The 16469-nt window shown below is 36.6% G+C and carries 18 protein-coding genes; 1 reads left to right on the top strand and 17 read right to left on the bottom strand.

Going from position 1 to position 16469, the window contains the following annotated elements:
* Nucleotides 1–74 precede the first annotated feature (74 nt).
* The 15 genes from ACQKMD_RS15720 to ACQKMD_RS15650 form a co-directional block, all read right to left on the bottom strand.
* On the bottom strand, nucleotides 75–1601 hold the full coding sequence (locus ACQKMD_RS15720; protein ID WP_427753085.1) for a tetratricopeptide repeat protein: 1527 nt from the start codon (nucleotides 1599–1601) through the stop codon (nucleotides 75–77).
* A 73-nt stretch (nucleotides 1602–1674) separates the two neighbouring features.
* Nucleotides 1675–2295 (bottom strand): bifunctional phosphoribosyl-AMP cyclohydrolase/phosphoribosyl-ATP diphosphatase HisIE, encoded by a 621-nt coding sequence (hisIE, locus tag ACQKMD_RS15715; protein WP_427753084.1) that lies wholly within the window; start codon nucleotides 2293–2295, stop codon nucleotides 1675–1677.
* On the bottom strand, nucleotides 2292–3047 hold the full coding sequence (gene hisF, locus ACQKMD_RS15710) for an imidazole glycerol phosphate synthase subunit HisF (RefSeq protein WP_427753083.1): 756 nt from the start codon (nucleotides 3045–3047) through the stop codon (nucleotides 2292–2294). Before hisF ends, hisIE begins: the two co-directional genes overlap by 4 nt.
* Nucleotides 3047–3784 (bottom strand): 1-(5-phosphoribosyl)-5-[(5-phosphoribosylamino)methylideneamino]imidazole-4-carboxamide isomerase, encoded by a 738-nt coding sequence (gene hisA, locus ACQKMD_RS15705; RefSeq protein WP_427753082.1) that lies wholly within the window; start codon nucleotides 3782–3784, stop codon nucleotides 3047–3049. Before hisA ends, hisF begins: the two co-directional genes overlap by 1 nt.
* Nucleotides 3784–4419 carry an imidazole glycerol phosphate synthase subunit HisH gene (gene hisH, locus ACQKMD_RS15700; protein WP_427753081.1) on the bottom strand — a complete coding sequence of 212 codons (636 nt, stop codon included), beginning with the start codon at nucleotides 4417–4419 and terminating at the stop codon, nucleotides 3784–3786. The genes hisA and hisH overlap by 1 nt, the downstream gene beginning before the upstream one ends.
* Nucleotides 4416–5018: an imidazoleglycerol-phosphate dehydratase HisB gene (hisB, locus tag ACQKMD_RS15695; protein WP_427753080.1), complete on the bottom strand. Its 603-nt coding sequence runs from the start codon at nucleotides 5016–5018 to the stop codon at nucleotides 4416–4418. Before hisB ends, hisH begins: the two co-directional genes overlap by 4 nt.
* The gene (gene hisD, locus ACQKMD_RS15690) at nucleotides 5005–6300 is read right to left on the bottom strand and encodes a histidinol dehydrogenase (RefSeq protein WP_427753079.1); all 1296 of its coding nucleotides are present in this window, start codon (nucleotides 6298–6300) and stop codon (nucleotides 5005–5007) included. The genes hisB and hisD overlap by 14 nt, the downstream gene beginning before the upstream one ends.
* A gap of 15 nt (nucleotides 6301–6315) precedes the next feature.
* Complete coding sequence (gene hisG, locus ACQKMD_RS15685; RefSeq protein WP_427753078.1) at nucleotides 6316–6939, bottom strand: ATP phosphoribosyltransferase; 624 nt, start codon at nucleotides 6937–6939, stop codon at nucleotides 6316–6318.
* Nucleotides 6940–6942: 3 nt separating this feature from the next.
* Nucleotides 6943–8100, bottom strand: coding sequence for an ATP phosphoribosyltransferase regulatory subunit (locus ACQKMD_RS15680; protein WP_427753077.1), 1158 nt, complete (start codon nucleotides 8098–8100; stop codon nucleotides 6943–6945).
* Between the two features lie 121 nt (nucleotides 8101–8221).
* On the bottom strand, nucleotides 8222–8746 hold the full coding sequence (locus ACQKMD_RS15675) for an acyltransferase (protein WP_427753076.1): 525 nt from the start codon (nucleotides 8744–8746) through the stop codon (nucleotides 8222–8224).
* Nucleotides 8733–9398, bottom strand: coding sequence for a pyrophosphatase PpaX (gene ppaX, locus ACQKMD_RS15670; protein WP_427753075.1), 666 nt, complete (start codon nucleotides 9396–9398; stop codon nucleotides 8733–8735). The genes ACQKMD_RS15675 and ppaX overlap by 14 nt, the downstream gene beginning before the upstream one ends.
* A 156-nt stretch (nucleotides 9399–9554) precedes the next feature.
* Nucleotides 9555–10364 carry a prolipoprotein diacylglyceryl transferase gene (lgt, locus tag ACQKMD_RS15665; protein WP_427753074.1) on the bottom strand — a complete coding sequence of 270 codons (810 nt, stop codon included), beginning with the start codon at nucleotides 10362–10364 and terminating at the stop codon, nucleotides 9555–9557.
* Nucleotides 10365–10399: 35 nt separating this feature from the next.
* Nucleotides 10400–11326, bottom strand: a complete 927-nt coding sequence (hprK, locus tag ACQKMD_RS15660) for an HPr(Ser) kinase/phosphatase (RefSeq protein WP_427753073.1) — start codon at nucleotides 11324–11326, stop codon at nucleotides 10400–10402.
* A 372-nt stretch (nucleotides 11327–11698) separates the two neighbouring features.
* Nucleotides 11699–12028, bottom strand: a complete 330-nt coding sequence (cccB, locus tag ACQKMD_RS15655) for a cytochrome c551 (protein ID WP_427753072.1) — start codon at nucleotides 12026–12028, stop codon at nucleotides 11699–11701.
* Nucleotides 12029–12282: 254 nt separating this feature from the next.
* The gene (locus ACQKMD_RS15650; RefSeq protein ID WP_427753071.1) at nucleotides 12283–13515 is read right to left on the bottom strand and encodes an EAL and HDOD domain-containing protein; all 1233 of its coding nucleotides are present in this window, start codon (nucleotides 13513–13515) and stop codon (nucleotides 12283–12285) included.
* A 265-nt stretch (nucleotides 13516–13780) separates the two neighbouring features.
* Between ACQKMD_RS15650 and ACQKMD_RS15645 the strand changes: the two genes are divergently transcribed.
* Nucleotides 13781–14557: an enoyl-CoA hydratase-related protein gene (locus tag ACQKMD_RS15645; protein ID WP_427753070.1), complete on the top strand. Its 777-nt coding sequence runs from the start codon at nucleotides 13781–13783 to the stop codon at nucleotides 14555–14557.
* 39 nt (nucleotides 14558–14596) lie between these two features.
* Here the strand turns inward: ACQKMD_RS15645 and ACQKMD_RS15640 are convergent, their stop codons facing one another.
* The gene (locus ACQKMD_RS15640; RefSeq protein ID WP_427753069.1) at nucleotides 14597–15064 is read right to left on the bottom strand and encodes an S-ribosylhomocysteine lyase; all 468 of its coding nucleotides are present in this window, start codon (nucleotides 15062–15064) and stop codon (nucleotides 14597–14599) included.
* A gap of 156 nt (nucleotides 15065–15220) precedes the next feature.
* The gene (locus ACQKMD_RS15635) at nucleotides 15221–15865 is read right to left on the bottom strand and encodes a DedA family protein (RefSeq protein WP_427753121.1); all 645 of its coding nucleotides are present in this window, start codon (nucleotides 15863–15865) and stop codon (nucleotides 15221–15223) included.
* Nucleotides 15866–16469: the final 604 nt, after the last annotated feature.

Below are 16469 nucleotides of genomic sequence, written 5' to 3'. Positions count from 1 at the left end.
TCATTATATTTAATAATATCCATGGTAGAGGATAACTGGTGTACGTTCAATATTTCTGCTTACCATTTCGACATTTACGCGTCAAACACAGGTAAAAAACGTATTAATTCGTTCACATATTTCGTTAAAGTAGCTGCTGTAACTCCATATGCTTCTGCAATTGATTTTTTAGTTACACTTTTCATACGTGAAGATTTATACATATAATCCGTTGCTGCTGCAAGAGCCTTTGGGTTTTTAAATTGATAATTCTCATCTAATGCTCTTTCGCATAATACGAACCACATTTGGAACAAAAATGTGGAAGGCATTGTAATAGGCATGGATTGCATATATAAAATATCAGATGCTTCCATCGCTCTTAAAAACGGTACGATACTTTTATCCTGCGCATCAAATTCATGATCGAGTGCATAGGCTAGGAAGAGCTTTTCCATTGAAGAATATTCATCGACATCTATCCAGCTAGGATGTGCAATGATTTCTTGTTTATGAATTGTTTTCCCTAATAAATAAAGACCAAACAATCGATCACTTCGATATTTACTTTCAAGCTTTTCAACGATATATTCGCGATTTTGCTCGATGGCATTTGGATTTGTCACACGGCTTTCATGTGCCCATGGCTCAAAGCCATCCTTATCAGGATCGATTTCTAATAATTTTTTCCAAGCACTTTTCCCAACAGCTTTTCTGCCTGAGAAATAAGCGGCATGGGATAACCAAAAGTAAAATCCAGGATCGCCTTCAAATCCACGCTTTTGCAAGCTACGTAGCCATTTATAAGCTTCTTCATAACGCCCAACAAGAGCCAATGTAGCACCTAATTTATATCGATGGTCAAATGAGTATGGCTGGATTTTCACTAACAGCTCAAGAAGCTCGTCCAATTCTTCTTTGTTTTTTTCGTAATAAGCCATAACCGTTAAATTACAAAGCGCATGTAAATTACCAAAATTCCCTTTTAACACTTGATGTAATAACGCTCTTGCTTGTTCAGACTCTCCTAGATAAAAATAAGCAAGGGATAAATTATTATATGCTGCCCAGAAATCTGGGTTAGCTTGAATGATCTCTTCAAATTGCTCGATGGCCTCTTTAAAATTCCCCTGTTCCATCATACGGCGAGCCTTTTCTTGTAAATACACAACCTCTGAGTCTTGCGGTTCCTCAGCTGTTGGTTGCTCTTTCATTTGCTCAGAGAAGTCGATAATTTCAAGCGCTTCTTCTGCATAGACACCTTGTTGATCTAATTCTAGATAAAGCTTTGCATATTTTCCAGCTTCATCTGACATGCCAAGATGAGCAGAGACTTCGGCTAAAAACAATACAATCTCAGATTCATCAGGATCAATTGCATGTGCTTTTCTTAATAGCTCTAAAGCATGATCATGCTGCTCAAGTTCCATTTTAATGACGCCATATTGCATTAATATAAGTGAATCATCAGGACTAAGTTCTGCTGCTCTTTGTAAGTATTTATGCGCCTTATCAAATTGCTCTCGATCTAACGCTTGTAATGCTTTATTATAATAAAAATCCCCATTCGGAATAAAAGATACGACATTTTCTCGCGGTTTTAGTTTACGTTTTTTTTCCAAAAAAATTCCTCCGAAAAAAATAAGGAACGTATAGAACGTCCCTTATACTCTAGTATCCTTCATTATAACATATTTAATGTTGCTCATGGCGCTTTTGAAGTACACCTAAAACTTCAAATAAATCTAGTTTTTGCTCTTGTAATAGTACCAATAGGTGATAAATTAAATCTGCTGTTTCCCATTTTAACTCTTCCACATCGCGATTTTTTGAAGCAATAACAACCTCCGTTGCTTCCTCACCTATTTTTTTACAAATTTTATCGACACCTTCATTAAATAGGTAAGTTGTATATGCACCCTCAGGCATTTCTTTTTCACGGTTTTGAATGACACTACGAAGTTCCGTAATAATATCTAAAGAACCCACATTTGCTGATTTTTCTTTAAGGATTTCCGTAAAGCAACTAGTCGTACCGTTATGACATGCGGGTCCTACCGGTAAAACTTCTACAATTAGTGCATCTTGATCGCAATCAGCACGAATAGCTATCACTTTTTGTGTGTTACCACTTGTTTCTCCTTTATGCCATAACTCTTGACGAGAACGACTATAAAACCATGTTTCCCCTGTTGTTAAAGTTCTTTTTAAAGATTCTTTGTTCATGTATGCAACAGTTAATACTTCTTTCGTTTGTGCATCTTGTACTACCGTAGTAATCAAACCTTTTTCGTCAAATTGAAGATTTTCTATCATCTCACGAACACTCCCCTTTGTCGCAATTCATTTTTCACTTTTGCGACACTTGTTTCTTTATAGTGAAATATAGAAGCCGCTAATGCAGCATCTGCATCTAGTTGTAAAACATCGTAAAAGTGTTCTGCATTACCTGCGCCACCACTCGCAATTATTGGTACATTGACTGCTTCGCGGATTGCTTTTGTTAAGGGGAGATCAAAACCATTTTTCTCTCCATCTTGATCCATGCTTGTGACAAGTAATTCACCTGCGCCAAGTCTTACTACTTCTTTCGCCCAAGCCACTGCTTGCCACTCTGTTTTGTTACGACCTCCGTGCGTGTATACCATCCAAGTACCGTCTTCTTCACTCCATTTAGCATCAATTGCCACAATGATACATTGTGCTCCGAAGTAATCTGAACCTTCTTTAATAAGCTCTGGACGTTGTAATGCAGAAGAATTGACTGACACTTTATCAGCACCTGCACGTAGAAGTCGTTTCATATCTTCAAGTGTTCGAATGCCGCCTCCAACTGTAAAAGGAATCGCTAAAGTAGATGCTGTTTGTCGTACGACATCAACCATCGTTTCACGACCTTCATGCGAAGCCGAAATATCTAAAAAAACAAGTTCATCTGCACCTTGTTCATTATAGAACTTAGCAAGCTCTACAGGATCTCCAGCATCTCGTAATGAGACGAATTGAACACCTTTTACAACGCGACCTTCCTTAACATCAAGACATGGAATAATTCGTTTCGTAAGCATTATTCCGCCTCCTTAAGTGCCTCAAGTAATGTAAATCTACCTGCATAAAGGGCTTTGCCAATAATAACGCCACTTACTGTTGAATGTTGTGACGCCTCTTTCACTTGCTGGATATCTTCAAGTGAACTAATCCCTCCAGATACGATAATTACAGCCTTTGTAGCTTCAGCAAGTTTTACATTAGCAGCAATGTTTGGACCAGCTAAAGTGCCGTCTGTTGCAATATCAGTGAAGATAAAATACTTTGCACCAGCCTGTGCAAAGTATCGCCCTACTTCAATAGCGGTTTTGTTAGACGTTTCAAGCCAACCGTGTGTTGCTACCATGCCATCCTTTGCATCTAGTCCAATCACAATGCGTTCTGCCCCAAACTCTTTTATAAAGCTTGCGACTAGCTCCGGTTCACGAATAGCTAGACTACCAATTATCACGCGATCCACACCATTTTCAAGGTAGAATCGGATATCCTCCTCAGAACGAATGCCACCACCAATTTGTACTTTCAAAGGTAATTCTTTTGCAACACGTATTACTTCAGCTGCATGTGTACGCTCACCGTCTTTTGCCCCGTCTAAATCGACCATATGTATAAAGCTTGCACCTGCACCTGCAAAGCTTTTTGCCATTTCAAATGGTGAGTTGGCATATACTGTTTCTTGTGCGTAATCACCTTTAAATAAGCGTACGCATTTGCCACCTCTCATATCGATTGCTGGGAAAACTTGAATAGAACCCATTACACGACAACTCCTTTTTTCACACCATCTAACCATTGTTTCAATAGTAGCACTCCGAATTCACTTGATTTTTCAGGATGAAATTGCATACCTGTAATTGAGCCTTTTTGTACAATAGCGGGCACTTGTTTATCGCCATAATGAGCAAATGCAACTAAATCCGCTTGATTCATATTAGTTGCGAAATATGAATGAACAAAATATACGAAACGATCACCTGTCATTTCATTTTCTTGTAACCATTCTGGATATCTAGCAAATTGTAGTTCGTTCCATCCCATATGTGGTACTCGATTAGCTCTACCATCAAAGCGCTCAATTTCCCCTGTGAAAATACCTAGTCCTTTGCCACCGCCATTTTCTGCGCTTTCTTGAAATAATAATTGCATACCTAAGCAAATGCCTAGTAAAGGTTTATTACTTTTTTCTGACTCATTTATTAGTGAAACCAAATTCGTTTCTTGTAGTCTTTTCATAGCATCTTGGAAAGCACCAACCCCCGGTAAAATAAGAGTATCTGTTGCTTGTAGCTCTTCTTTATCAGTAGATACTAAAACCTCATAGCCTAAGCGTTTAATAGCTTGTTCAACGCTAAATAAATTCCCCATACCATAATCGATTATGCCAATTTTCATGTTAACAGCCCCTTAGTTGACGGTACACCTTTCACGCGTGGATCAATCGATACCGCATCATCAAGCGCTCTAGCTAATGCTTTGAAGATCGCTTCGATAATATGATGAGTATTGTGTCCATAAGGAACGATGACATGGACATTCATACGAGCCTCTAATGCAAATTTCCATAAAAATTCATGCACTAGCTCGGTATCAAAAGTACCAACTTTGTCTGTTGGGATTTCTGCTCGGAATTCTAAGTGTGGACGGTTTGAACAATCAATAACAACTTGTGCTAATGCATCATCCATTGGCACAAATGCGTTACCGTAGCGCTTAATACCTTTTTTATCACCTAAAGCTTCTTTAATTGCCTGACCTAAAACAATACCTAAATCCTCGGTTGTATGGTGGTCATCGATATAAATATCACCATTGGCAGTAATAGAACCGTCAAATAAACCATGTTTCATAAACAGATCTAACATATGGTCCATAAAAGGAACACCAGTTGAAATAGTCGATTTTCCCTCACCATCTAAATTAATTTCTACTGCAATCTGAGTTTCATTTGTTTTTCGTTCAATTTTTGCAAAACGCTTTTTAGTTGCTTCCACTTGATTCGTCTCCTTTATCCCAGCCTCTAGACTCTACTGCTCTGGCATGAGCTTCTAATCCTTCTAGTCTTGCAAGTCTAGCTATTTTCGCAGAATTTTGTGCCCAAGTTTCTTTTGCATAATAAACAACGCTTGTTTTTTTAATAAAGTCATCAACATTTAAACCACTAGCAAAACGTGCTGTACTATTAGTCGGTAACACGTGATTTGTGCCTGCAAAATAATCTCCTACTGGCTCTGAACTATAGCGCCCGATAAAAATAGCGCCCGCATTACGTATTTGCTCAGCAACAGCTTCAGCGTTATTAGTAACAATTTCTAAATGCTCTGGTGCTAATTGATTGATAGCTTGCACAGCATCAGCAAGTGTCTCAGCTATATAAATACAGCCAAAGTTTTCGATTGCTTTACGTGCAATTGCTTCTCGCGGTAATGATGTTAACTGATTTTCAACTTCCTCCGCTACTTCTTTAGCAAGCCTTTCACTTGTTGTAACTAAAATCGCACTTGCCATCGGGTCATGTTCCGCTTGAGATAATAAGTCTGCTGCTATCTCATCTGCATATGCATTTTCATCTGCAATGATAGCAATTTCACTTGGTCCAGCAATCATATCAATGGCTACTTCACCGAACACTTCGCGTTTTGCTAATGCAACAAAAATATTCCCTGGCCCTGTAATTTTATCAACTGCATGAATCGATTCTGTACCGTAAGCAAGGGCACCAATTGCTTGTGCACCGCCAATTTTATAAATTTCTGTTATCCCTAAAATGGATGCTGCGGTCAAAACAGCAGCTGGTAGCTTACCGTCTTTTCCTGGAGGTGATACTAAAACGATTCGTTCAACACCAGCTACTTGTGCTGGAATAACATTCATTAAAACAGATGAGGGATAAGCAGCTGAACCACCCGGCACATAAAGACCAACAGCCGCTAACGCTGTAATACGTTGACCTAACCAAGAATTGTTTTCTAAATCTAGACGAAAACCTTGGCGTTTTTGCTTGTCATGGTATGCTCGAATATTCGTAGCAGCTTCTCTCAGATCTCCAATCAATTGATCATCCATACTGCTAACTGCTTCAGTTATTTCTTCTGGTGACACGCGCAGTTCATTAAGCAATACACCGTCCCATTTGACACTATATTCCTTGACAGCAGCATCACCATTTTGACGAACATTGACTAGCACTTCCCTAACTGTTTGTAATTGCTCCTCGTTGCCTCTCTCTAAAGGGCGTTGTAAGGATATATTATTTGTTAAGTCTTGAATCTTCATCGTTTTAACCTTCTCTCATTTCACACATTTTTTTAAACGTTTTACGAGATCTTGAATTCGCTCATTCTTCATCCGATAGCTCACCGGATTTGCGATTAATCGAGATGACACAGCTGTAATGTATTCATATTCAATGAGTCCATTTTCTTTTAACGTTTGGCCAGTTGAAACAATATCCACAATACGGTCAGCAAGTCCAATCATTGGCGCCAATTCAATCGAACCATTCAGGCCAATAATTTCAACTTGCTCTCCTTTTTCACGGTAATAGTTAGAAGCAACTGTTGGATATTTCGTCGCAATACGTGGTGCGATATCATTTAACGTTGTATTTGGCAGTCCTGCAGAAGCGATATAACATTTACTAATTTTCAAATCAAGTAATTCATGTACCGCTCTTCCTTGTTCTAACAGAACATCTTTGCCCGCTATACCAATATCAGCTACACCGTGTTCGACATATGTAGGTACATCCATTGGTTTTGCTAGGATAAACCGAATTTTTTCAGATGGAATCTCAATCATTAGTTTACGTGATATTTCTACTTCTTCAGGCAAATCAAAGCCCGCTTGAATGAGCATTTCATATGCTTCTTCGAAAATGCGCCCTTTAGGCATTGCGATTGTCAATTCAGTCATGACTTATTCCCCCTTGCCCATACGTACAACTTGAGAAAATAGTTGCTCGAATGTCTCTTTATTCTCTAGACCATCAATTGATTGTAAAGTTGTACGTTTGCCCTCCTTACGAAGAGAGGTCGCCTTTGCTACTGCTCTAAGAAACTCAGACTGTTCAAATAATACGAGTACTTCTTCTTTGTTCGTTTGAAGTGAAGTCATAGCTTCTAACAATTGGTCCACGCGTAGTCCAAAGCCAATAGCTCCAACTAGAGATCCAAATTCATCAAGTAACCCGTCATACCGACCACCATTTCCTAATGGAAAACCTGCCCCTGTTGCAAATACTTCAAATAGCATTCCAGTGTAATAATTCATATGACTTGCTAATGTAAAATCAAAATAGATGTACTTTTCCGCTTCAGAAATCGCTAATATCTTTTGCAATCTTTCCATATATATAAAATCATCTTTTTCTACTAAATATTTTTCAATTTGATTAATGCTTTTTAAATTTGTCGCTTCTTCAATAAAAGTTAACAATGTTTGTTTGTTTTTCTGAGGTAACTCGAAAAGTTTAACTGCTTCTTCAAAGCCTACAATGTTCTTTTTCACAAGTAGTTTATTCAATTCTTTGAATTGCTCTTCTGTTCTGACATTTTGAGTTAGAATCGTATTTAAAATCCCTGCATTTCCGATTGTTAACTTAAATTGCTTTACTTCTAATGCTTTTAATAGGTCGATCACTGTTAATATACATTCAGCGTCTGCATAGACGGAGGAGTCTCCAATAATTTCAATACCCATTTGTTCAAATTCTGCTGGGCGTCCACCTTCTGTTTCTTGAGCACGGAACACGTTTGCGAAATAAGCTAAACGTAGTGGAATTTTTTCTTTTAACAGCTTTGATGAAGCAACACGTGCGATTGGTGCTGTCATATCTGGGCGAAGGACTAATGTATTACCTTGACTATCTACTAGCTTAAATAAAGATGACTCGACGATTGCAGAGGCTTTACCAACTGTATCGTAATATTCAAGGGTTGGTGTTTTTATAAAGTCAAAGCCCCTCAATTGTAGAAAGTCTCTGCCGGTCTGTCTAACAACTTCTTTTTTCTCAAAAATCTTCGGAAACGTATCGCGCATTCCAAGCGGTTTTTCAAACTTTCGAATTGGTGACATAGGGACACTTCCTAACTTATATACTTTACTTCACTAGAGCGATAGAGTGATAATGCATGAAAGTATTTTATCTTAATTATTATTTATCGTCAATAGAAAAAACTCATAAAGCATATAAACTTTATGAGTTTTTCGAATTAACTGACTTTTTTGCATCCATTTGTTCTTTCGTGTAAATGATTTGCATCGGATTACCTCCGACAAATGCGCCAGCTGGAACGTCTCTATTAACTAATGTTGCTGCAGAGACAATTGCATCATCTCCTATGATAACACCAGGTAATATTGTTGAATTTGCACCAATCATTACACGATTCCCAATAATTACATCGCCTAATCTATATTCTTCTATTAAATATTCATGTGCCAATATCGTCGTATTATAACCAATTATAGTATTACTACCTACTTGAATACGTTCAGGAAACATCGTATCTGGCATCACCATTAAGGCAAAAGCCGTCTTGTCTCCTATTTTCATGTTCAAAAATGTACGGTATAGCCAGTTTTTCATCGATAAAAACGGCGTATAACGCGCCATTTGTATAACGATGAATGTTTTTGCTACTTTCCAAAAGGAAACTGTTTTATAAATTTGCCAAAGCGAACTAGCCCCTTTAACTGGATATCTCTCAGTTCTTCTCATTGGCAACTTCCTCAACAATCTTTAGTAAATCACTTATATGATGTAACATATAATCTGGGTTAAACTGTGCTAAGAAAGCTTCGCCTTTTAATGACCATGCAACTCCTGCTGTTTTTACACCAGCGTTTTTACCACCTTCAATGTCGTGAGAGTTATCACCAATCATTATTACTTCGTCTTTTTGCAGGTTCATTTTTTCTAAAGCTAATAAAATCGGTTCAGGATCTGGTTTAACATTTTTCACATCATCTAATCCAATAATAACTTCAAATAATTCCTCTGCTTTTAATACATGAAGTCCTCTTGCTAGCATTTCTTGTCGTTTTGTTGAAACAATCGCAAGTCGAATCCCGGCAGCTTTCAATGCATGTAATGTTTCTAAAATACCATCAAATTCTGTTACAAGCTCATCATGATGAGCAATGTTCCATTTACGATAATCTTGTACTAATTCATCTACACGCTCTAAATCGACAATTGAAAATGTTTCTTTTAAAGAAGGTCCTAAAAAAGGTAGAACATCTTCTCTGCTATATTTCCCGGGGAATTTCGTATCTAATACATGTAAAAAAGTTTGAATGATAAGTTCGTTTGTATCTAGTAAAGTACCGTCAAAGTCGAATAATAGTGCTTTAATTTTTTTAGTTGTCATACGAATGCAGCTCCTTTTCTTTCTTTTCTTCAGCTCGTCGTCAAAGTGTCGGTACAACAATGGTCAAAGTGAATGCTGTCGTAACACAGATTAAAAACAACGGCAGTATCGAAATTCATAACGGATCAACCCGTCGCATCACTTTTTTCTGATATTCTATTTATCTAAATACTTCACAACTGGTTTTACCATCATTCTTCTATAAATGAAAAGTGCAACACCTATTACTAAACCGACTAATGACATAATTTGTGCCATGCGTAAATCACCTATTAATAAACTATCTGTACGTAATCCTTCTACAAAGAAACGGCCAAAAGAGTACCAAATAATGTAAGTTAAAAATATTTCGCCACGTCGTAAGTTCACTTTACGTAAAGCAAGTAACAATACGAGGCCTATTATATTCCATAACGATTCATATAAGAAAGTGGGATGATGATAAATACCGTTCACATTCATCTGTTCAATGATCCAGTTTGGCAAATACAATCCTTCTAAGAAATCTCTAGTTACAGCACCACCAAAAGCCTCTTGGTTCATAAAATTACCCCAACGCCCAATAATTTGACCGACAATTAGACTCGGAGCTAAGATATCTGCAATTTTCCAAAAGCTAACCCCACGTTTTTTAGCAAAAATATATGTAGTAATAAATGCACCAATTAATGCACCGTGTATGGCTATTCCACCATGCCAAATCTGAATAATCTCACTTGGATTTGCACTATAAAAATCCCATTTAAAAATCACATAGTAAATACGCGCGGAAATAATAGAAATTGGTACTGCCCAAATCAATAAATCTGTTAAAAAATCAACATGAAACCCACGTTTCACCATTTCACGTTGTCCGATTAAAAAGGCAATAATAATGCCTGTTGCAATAATAACCCCGTACCATCTAACTGAAATTGGCCCTAACTCAAGCGCTACAGGATTAATTCCTAATAATATTGAATCCATACTTTTCTCCTTTCAAACTACGAAGTCTATTTACATTAATTTTCATTCGACTCAATCACACTATCTAGTCTTCTTGAAAATTCTTCAGCTGCATTGACACCAAGCTTTTTCAATCGATAATTCATCGCTGCTACTTCGATGATAACGGATAGGTTTCGACCAGGTTTTACGGGAATTGTTAACTTTGGTAATTCTGTATCAATGATTTTCATCGTTTCAGTTTCTAAACCTAAACGATCATATATTTTATCAGAATCCCATACTTCTAAATCAATGACAAGTGAAATGCGCTTATGCTTTCTAACTGCACTTGCACCAAATAATGTCATAATATCAATAATACCAATGCCACGAATTTCAAGTAAATATTGTATTAGAGCAGGAGCATTACCTATTAATGTATTTTCTCCTTCTTGACGAATTTCTACACAGTCATCAGCAACAAGGCGATGTCCTTTTTTTACAAGTTCAAGCGCGGTTTCACTTTTACCTACACCACTTTTACCTGTAATCAAAACACCAATACCATATATATCTACTAATACACCATGGACAGCTGTCGTTGGTGCTAACTGACTTTCAAGATAATTCGTTAACAAACTAGAGAAACGTGTTGTAGCCATTTTCGTCGATAGTACCGGAACATGGTGTTCATTAGAAGCAACAAACAATGCTTCAGGAACTTCCATATCATGCGAAATTATAATAGCAGGCGTATCTTGTGAACAAAGTTTGTTCATTCGATCATACTGCACATCTTTTGGCAACATATCAAAAAATGATAACTCCGTTTTTCCTAATAACTGAACACGTTGAGCAGGATAATGCGTAAAATACCCTGCCATCTCAAGTCCTGGTCTAGATATATCACTTGTTAATATATGTCGGCCAATTCCCTCATGGCCACTGATAAGTTTCAAATCAAACATCTTGATAACATCTTTTGTACAGACTTGATCCAAAATCAACACTTCCTTCCATAAAACTACCCATTAATATCAACAACACTTGCAATATATATTAACATAAATTTCAATGCTGAGCGCGTTCGTACCGCTACATCAGACACTGGAAGAATCGAAACAAAGGCGCTTTTTGCCTTTGTTTGAGAGACTGAAGTGACCGAGTAGCTAACGCGCGAAGCTGGATATCTTCTTTAATGCTGAGCGCGTTTGTCCAACTATGATTGACACTATGAGGTTAAAGAATACAGCCGTTACATTATTTCACAACAAAAAAAGCAATCCATATACTACCTAGATTGCTCATATTAGGTCATTTTTTCTCCACAAAAAAACTAGCTTCCCCTCAGAAAGCTAGTTTTGATATAGAACTTACTTTTGCTCAGATAACCATTTAGCTACTGCTTCAGCATCGTCACCAGTAATAAGTCCTTTAGGCATTCCATTTTTACCATTATTAATAACATCTAAAATTTCTTTTTTAGAAAGTTTCGCACCGATTTTTGAAATGTCAGGGAAGTTACCTTGACCTTTAAGATTTTCACCGTGACAAGAAATACATTTAGATTGAATAATTTGTTGCGTATCAACAGCAGCAGTTTCAGAAGTATTTACATTTTCTTCTTTTACTTTTTCTTTACCACCACATGCGCCGAGTACAAGAGCTGAACCGAATAAAATAGCAAGTAGAGTTTTTTTCATTCTTTTACCCTCCCAAAAAATTTGTATTACTTCATAAATAATTATACCAAATATAGGTATTTTTAGAACCTTGCACTGCCAAGTGTTTCAGTTAGAAAACGCAGTAAACACAGGTATATCAACGCTTTCATCTAGTTGTTTCAACTTTGTGAATTTTACTTTTTCAGTATCCCCAAAAATGAAGGGCTTATTCTACTATGTTAGTCTTTAGGTATATCGTTTTAGCTCTTTTAGAACAATAACTATAGTACAAATTAAAGCATATTATCTGACCATTTATTTGCTTCTTGGTATATAGCAAATAAATCTTTTCCGCTTATCCCAATCTCAACCGCCAATTCTGCAACTTTATCCCAATTTAACTTGTCCAAAGCAATAGCCATTTGTAAATACGGCGTCATCTCTGTTTCTCCCTCTAAAATTGTTTCGATAATATTATCTGCTAAAGGCAACTGCGATAATATATTGTTCATCGACCTCTGTAAGATTGCGTCAATTAATGAAAACATTCCTACTAAGAAATATTCGGAGTAATTCTCTTTATATTTATAACGTGCTAACATTTCACAAATTTTAGCTCTACATAATGAAGCCTTCATCAATTCATCATACACGTCAGCTTGCTCATCATTTTGTGATTCACGATACGCTAAAATATATATCCATTTACGTAAATCCGCTAACCCCAATAACAGAATAGCTTGTTTAATTGATCGAATTTTAGATTTTTTACGTTTAGACGATGAATTAATCAGTTTCAATAATTTGAACGACATCGCGACGTCATGTTCAATTTGCTTTGTGATATCATCAATATCCGGATCCCTTCCACGTAATAATGAGATAACACGATAATATTGTAATACATTGGTTGGTATATCATTACCTCGGATAATTTGCGGTTGTTTAAAGAAATAACCTTGAAAAAGTTGATACCCGTTTTCTTTAGCAATGTGAAATTGGGAACGTGTCTCTACCTTTTCAGCTAATAAAATAATTTGTGGAAATTCATTTCTTACACGATTCTCAATTTCTTTTCTTTCATCTTCTGAAGAAAGGAGAAAATCTACTTTTATATAATCTGTATATGTAAATAATTCATTATAAATTGTCACGTTATTTTGCAATTCAAAATCATCAAGAGCAATTTTATAACCTTGGCTTTTTAATTGTTTGATTCTCTTCACCAGTTTTGCCGTAATGGGAACGTCTTCTAAAATTTCAATTACTATTTGATCAGGCTGTAAATGATCAAATATGTTACTCATTAAAAGGTTTTCAGTAAAGTTTATAAAGCATGGTTTACCATTTGCAAGCTCATCAAAACCAATTGAAAATAATGAATTGATCAAAACTTCAACAGTTGCCTTATCTGAGTCAATAGCTGGAAACTCGTTCATGACAGCTCCGTCTCGATACAATAATTCATATGCGAAAACTTGCTTATGTTTATTAAATATAGGTTGTCGACCAATAAATACTTCCATATGGTTTCTCCTTTAAAATCTATTTCCATTTCATTATATCGGTAATTTTACTTAAATTATTTAGTTTACTCATTACATTACCCCTTTCATTTTACCTATAACTTTATGGTTATACACATTTTATATAATTATTTTTTGTGATTTGAAATATACGGATAGTTATCAGAGGTGAATAACTGGAAGTGATTATTTAAAGATGACGAAAAATCGTAGACATGCTATCGTTAATTTGGGAGTAATTTTTTACAATAAGGGGGAAATTCTATTGGAAACACTAATTTATAAACAACAAGAACATTTGGCATTTGTTACGTTAAATAGGCCGCTTGCGATGAATGCATTCAATTATGATTTATTAGCTGAACTAGGGCAAGTTGTTGAATCTATTCGTATTAATCCTGATATTCGTGTTGTCATCTTTACAGGTTCAGGTGACAAATCATTTAGTGTTGGTGCTGACTTAAAAGAAAGAAAAACTTTAACAGAACAACGAGTAAAGCGTAATCTTTATAAAATCGGTGAAGTTTTTTCAGCTATCGAAAACTTGCCCCAACCGACTATTGCAATGATTAATGGCTATGCTTTCGGTGGGGGTACCGAATTAGCATTAGCATGTGACTTCCGTTTTGCAGCCGATGATGTTACTCTCGGTTTAACAGAGACGAGTCTTGGCATTATTCCTGGAGCTGGTGGAACACAACGACTTCCTAGACTCATAGGAGAAGCGAAAGCACTCGAGCTGATTTTAACTGCAAAAAGATTAAAGGCTGATGAAGCTTTAACTTATGGTCTGCTGACTAAAATCGAACAACGTGATGAACTTCTTGCAAAAACAGTCGCTTTCGCAGAGTTGATGCTTGCTAATGGTCCAGTTGCATTACAACAAGCAAAATTTGCTATCAAACATGGTATGAATACCGACTTGCAAACAGGCCTTCAAATTGAGCGTAAAGCATATGAAATCACCATCCCTACAGAAGATCGTATTGAAGCACTCAATGCATTCTCTGAGAAACGAAAACCAAACTTTACAGGAAGATAATAATAAAGAGGCTGCTAGTATGCGCAGCCTCTTTGCTGTTTATTCTTCTATAAAGATTTGTTTCCACTCACTACGCTTCGCAAGCATTTCTGTTGCAAGTTCCTTTGCACCGTCTAAACTATGACTCGCAGCCCAACCACATTGTACTTCGTTGCACGCTGGTACTTCCGTTGCAGCCAAAACGTCTTCAAAAGTTTTTTCTAAAATATCCAGAACTTCATCAAAGTTATCATGATTAATCATTGATAAATAGAAGCCCGTTTGGCATCCCATTGGACTTAGATCGACTACATGATCCGTATGATTACGAATATTCTCAGCCATTAGATGCTCAATTGAATGTAGGGCAGGCATTTCCATATGCTCTTTGTTTGGTTGTTTAAAGCGAATATCATATTTATAAACTTCATCACCATTTACACCTTTTTTAAGGCCTGCTAAACGGACAAACGGCGCAACGACCTTTGTGTGATCTAAATTAAAGCTTTCAACATTCATTTTTTCCATGATATCAAACTCCTTTAATAAATTTTTTCTTTATATAACTTCAATACTAACATTTTCCACTCTACTTTTCACTAAATATTCCAATAATTCTTATTAGTTAAATAGGATATAAAAAAAAGAAAACACTTTAGCCAAGTAACTAAAGTGTTTTTGAATCTATTTTTTCTTTACTCTGGATTTCATAAAACCAATAATCGCTGGTAACACTGAAACGAAAATAATAATTAAGATAACTTTTGAGAAGTTATCTTTAATTACTGGAATATTACCAAAATAATATCCTGCTAATGTACAAATCGTAACCCATAGAAATGCGCCTATAATGTTATACATAATAAATTGACGATAATGCATTCGACTCGCACCCGCTATAAACGGGATAAAGGTTCGAATAAATGGCATAAAACGAGCAAAAATGATCGTTTTTCCACCATGCTTATTAAAGAAGTCCTGTGCTTTTTGCATACGATCCTGATTAATAATACGCCCTAAAAAGCTCTTCGGTGAAATAGCAGTTCCAACCTTTTGTCCAATCTCATAGTTTACTGAATCTCCAAATACAGCTGCTACGAAAAACACTAAAAGAAGAATCGGTAAATTAAAGGCGCCAAGTGCTGCAAACGCACCGCTGGCAAATAGTAAAGAATCACCTGGTAAGAACGGGAATATTACCACACCCGTTTCTACAAAAACAATAGAAAAGAGTATGCCATATGACCAAACACCAAATTGCTGAATTATTTCAACGAGATGCTGATCAATATGCATTATAAAGCTAAATAAGTTCTGTATTAGTCCAATCATTCAATTCACTCGCAATCTTTTTTTGTCACTTGTTTATCATACTGTTTTCTCACTATACTGTCACGGATTTATAAATATGTATGTCTTTTAATGAACGTAGTGAAAAGTGAAAGGTTCCGTATATTATACGGAACCTTTTGTTAATTTATTCGCAACCGGATATCACCATGAATGTATGATGGATACGATGGAAGTGGAATTTAATAAAAGTTAGACTATCATTTCATTAAAAAATTTTAACAATAAAAAAACAGATAGATAAGACCGTTGATTTCCGCTACAGTGGGCGCTTTCCGCGGGCGGGCGCCAAGCCGCTTCGTCGCTATGCTCCTGCAGGGTCTTGGACTGTCCCGCTTTTCCCGCAGGAGTCGCCACCTCCGCTCCAATCAACTACACATGGAATAAAAACAAAACTTTTGAGGCGATGAAAAATAATGACGAGATCCTTCCAGACTGTAGACAAACTCGAAGAAATCCAAATTTACCAACGGTCTTTTTTTAAAAATAGATAAGACCGTTGATTTCCGCTACAGTGGGCGCTTTCCGCGGGCGGGCGCCAAGCCGCTTCGTCGCTATGCTCCTGCAGGGTCTTGGACTGTCC

The organism is Viridibacillus sp. NPDC096237 (assembly GCF_050278625.1).
Classification (GTDB): Bacteria; Bacillota; Bacilli; order Bacillales_A; family Planococcaceae; genus Viridibacillus.
Note: the sequence above shows the minus strand (reverse complement) of the source record. Positions and strands in the feature narration are given on the sequence as shown.

What these genes read in the sequence shown, in the direction of transcription:
- hisIE (WP_427753084.1), bottom strand. Translation starts at nt 2,295, where the DNA reads ATGATAGAAAATCTTCAATTTGACGAAAAAGGTTTGATTACTACGGTA.
- hisF (WP_427753083.1), bottom strand. Translation starts at nt 3,047, where the DNA reads ATGCTTACGAAACGAATTATTCCATGTCTTGATGTTAAGGAAGGTCGC.
- hisA (WP_427753082.1), bottom strand. Translation starts at nt 3,784, where the DNA reads ATGGGTTCTATTCAAGTTTTCCCAGCAATCGATATGAGAGGTGGCAAA.
- hisH (WP_427753081.1), bottom strand. Translation starts at nt 4,419, where the DNA reads ATGAAAATTGGCATAATCGATTATGGTATGGGGAATTTATTTAGCGTT.
- hisD (WP_427753079.1), bottom strand. Translation starts at nt 6,300, where the DNA reads ATGAAGATTCAAGACTTAACAAATAATATATCCTTACAACGCCCTTTA.
- hisG (WP_427753078.1), bottom strand. Translation starts at nt 6,939, where the DNA reads ATGACTGAATTGACAATCGCAATGCCTAAAGGGCGCATTTTCGAAGAA.
- ACQKMD_RS15680 (WP_427753077.1), bottom strand. Translation starts at nt 8,100, where the DNA reads ATGTCACCAATTCGAAAGTTTGAAAAACCGCTTGGAATGCGCGATACG.
- ACQKMD_RS15675 (WP_427753076.1), bottom strand. Translation starts at nt 8,746, where the DNA reads ATGAGAAGAACTGAGAGATATCCAGTTAAAGGGGCTAGTTCGCTTTGG.
- ppaX (WP_427753075.1), bottom strand. Translation starts at nt 9,398, where the DNA reads ATGACAACTAAAAAAATTAAAGCACTATTATTCGACTTTGACGGTACT.
- lgt (WP_427753074.1), bottom strand. Translation starts at nt 10,364, where the DNA reads ATGGATTCAATATTATTAGGAATTAATCCTGTAGCGCTTGAGTTAGGG.
- cccB (WP_427753072.1), bottom strand. Translation starts at nt 12,028, where the DNA reads ATGAAAAAAACTCTACTTGCTATTTTATTCGGTTCAGCTCTTGTACTC.
- ACQKMD_RS15650 (WP_427753071.1), bottom strand. Translation starts at nt 13,515, where the DNA reads ATGGAAGTATTTATTGGTCGACAACCTATATTTAATAAACATAAGCAA.
- ACQKMD_RS15640 (WP_427753069.1), bottom strand. Translation starts at nt 15,064, where the DNA reads ATGGAAAAAATGAATGTTGAAAGCTTTAATTTAGATCACACAAAGGTC.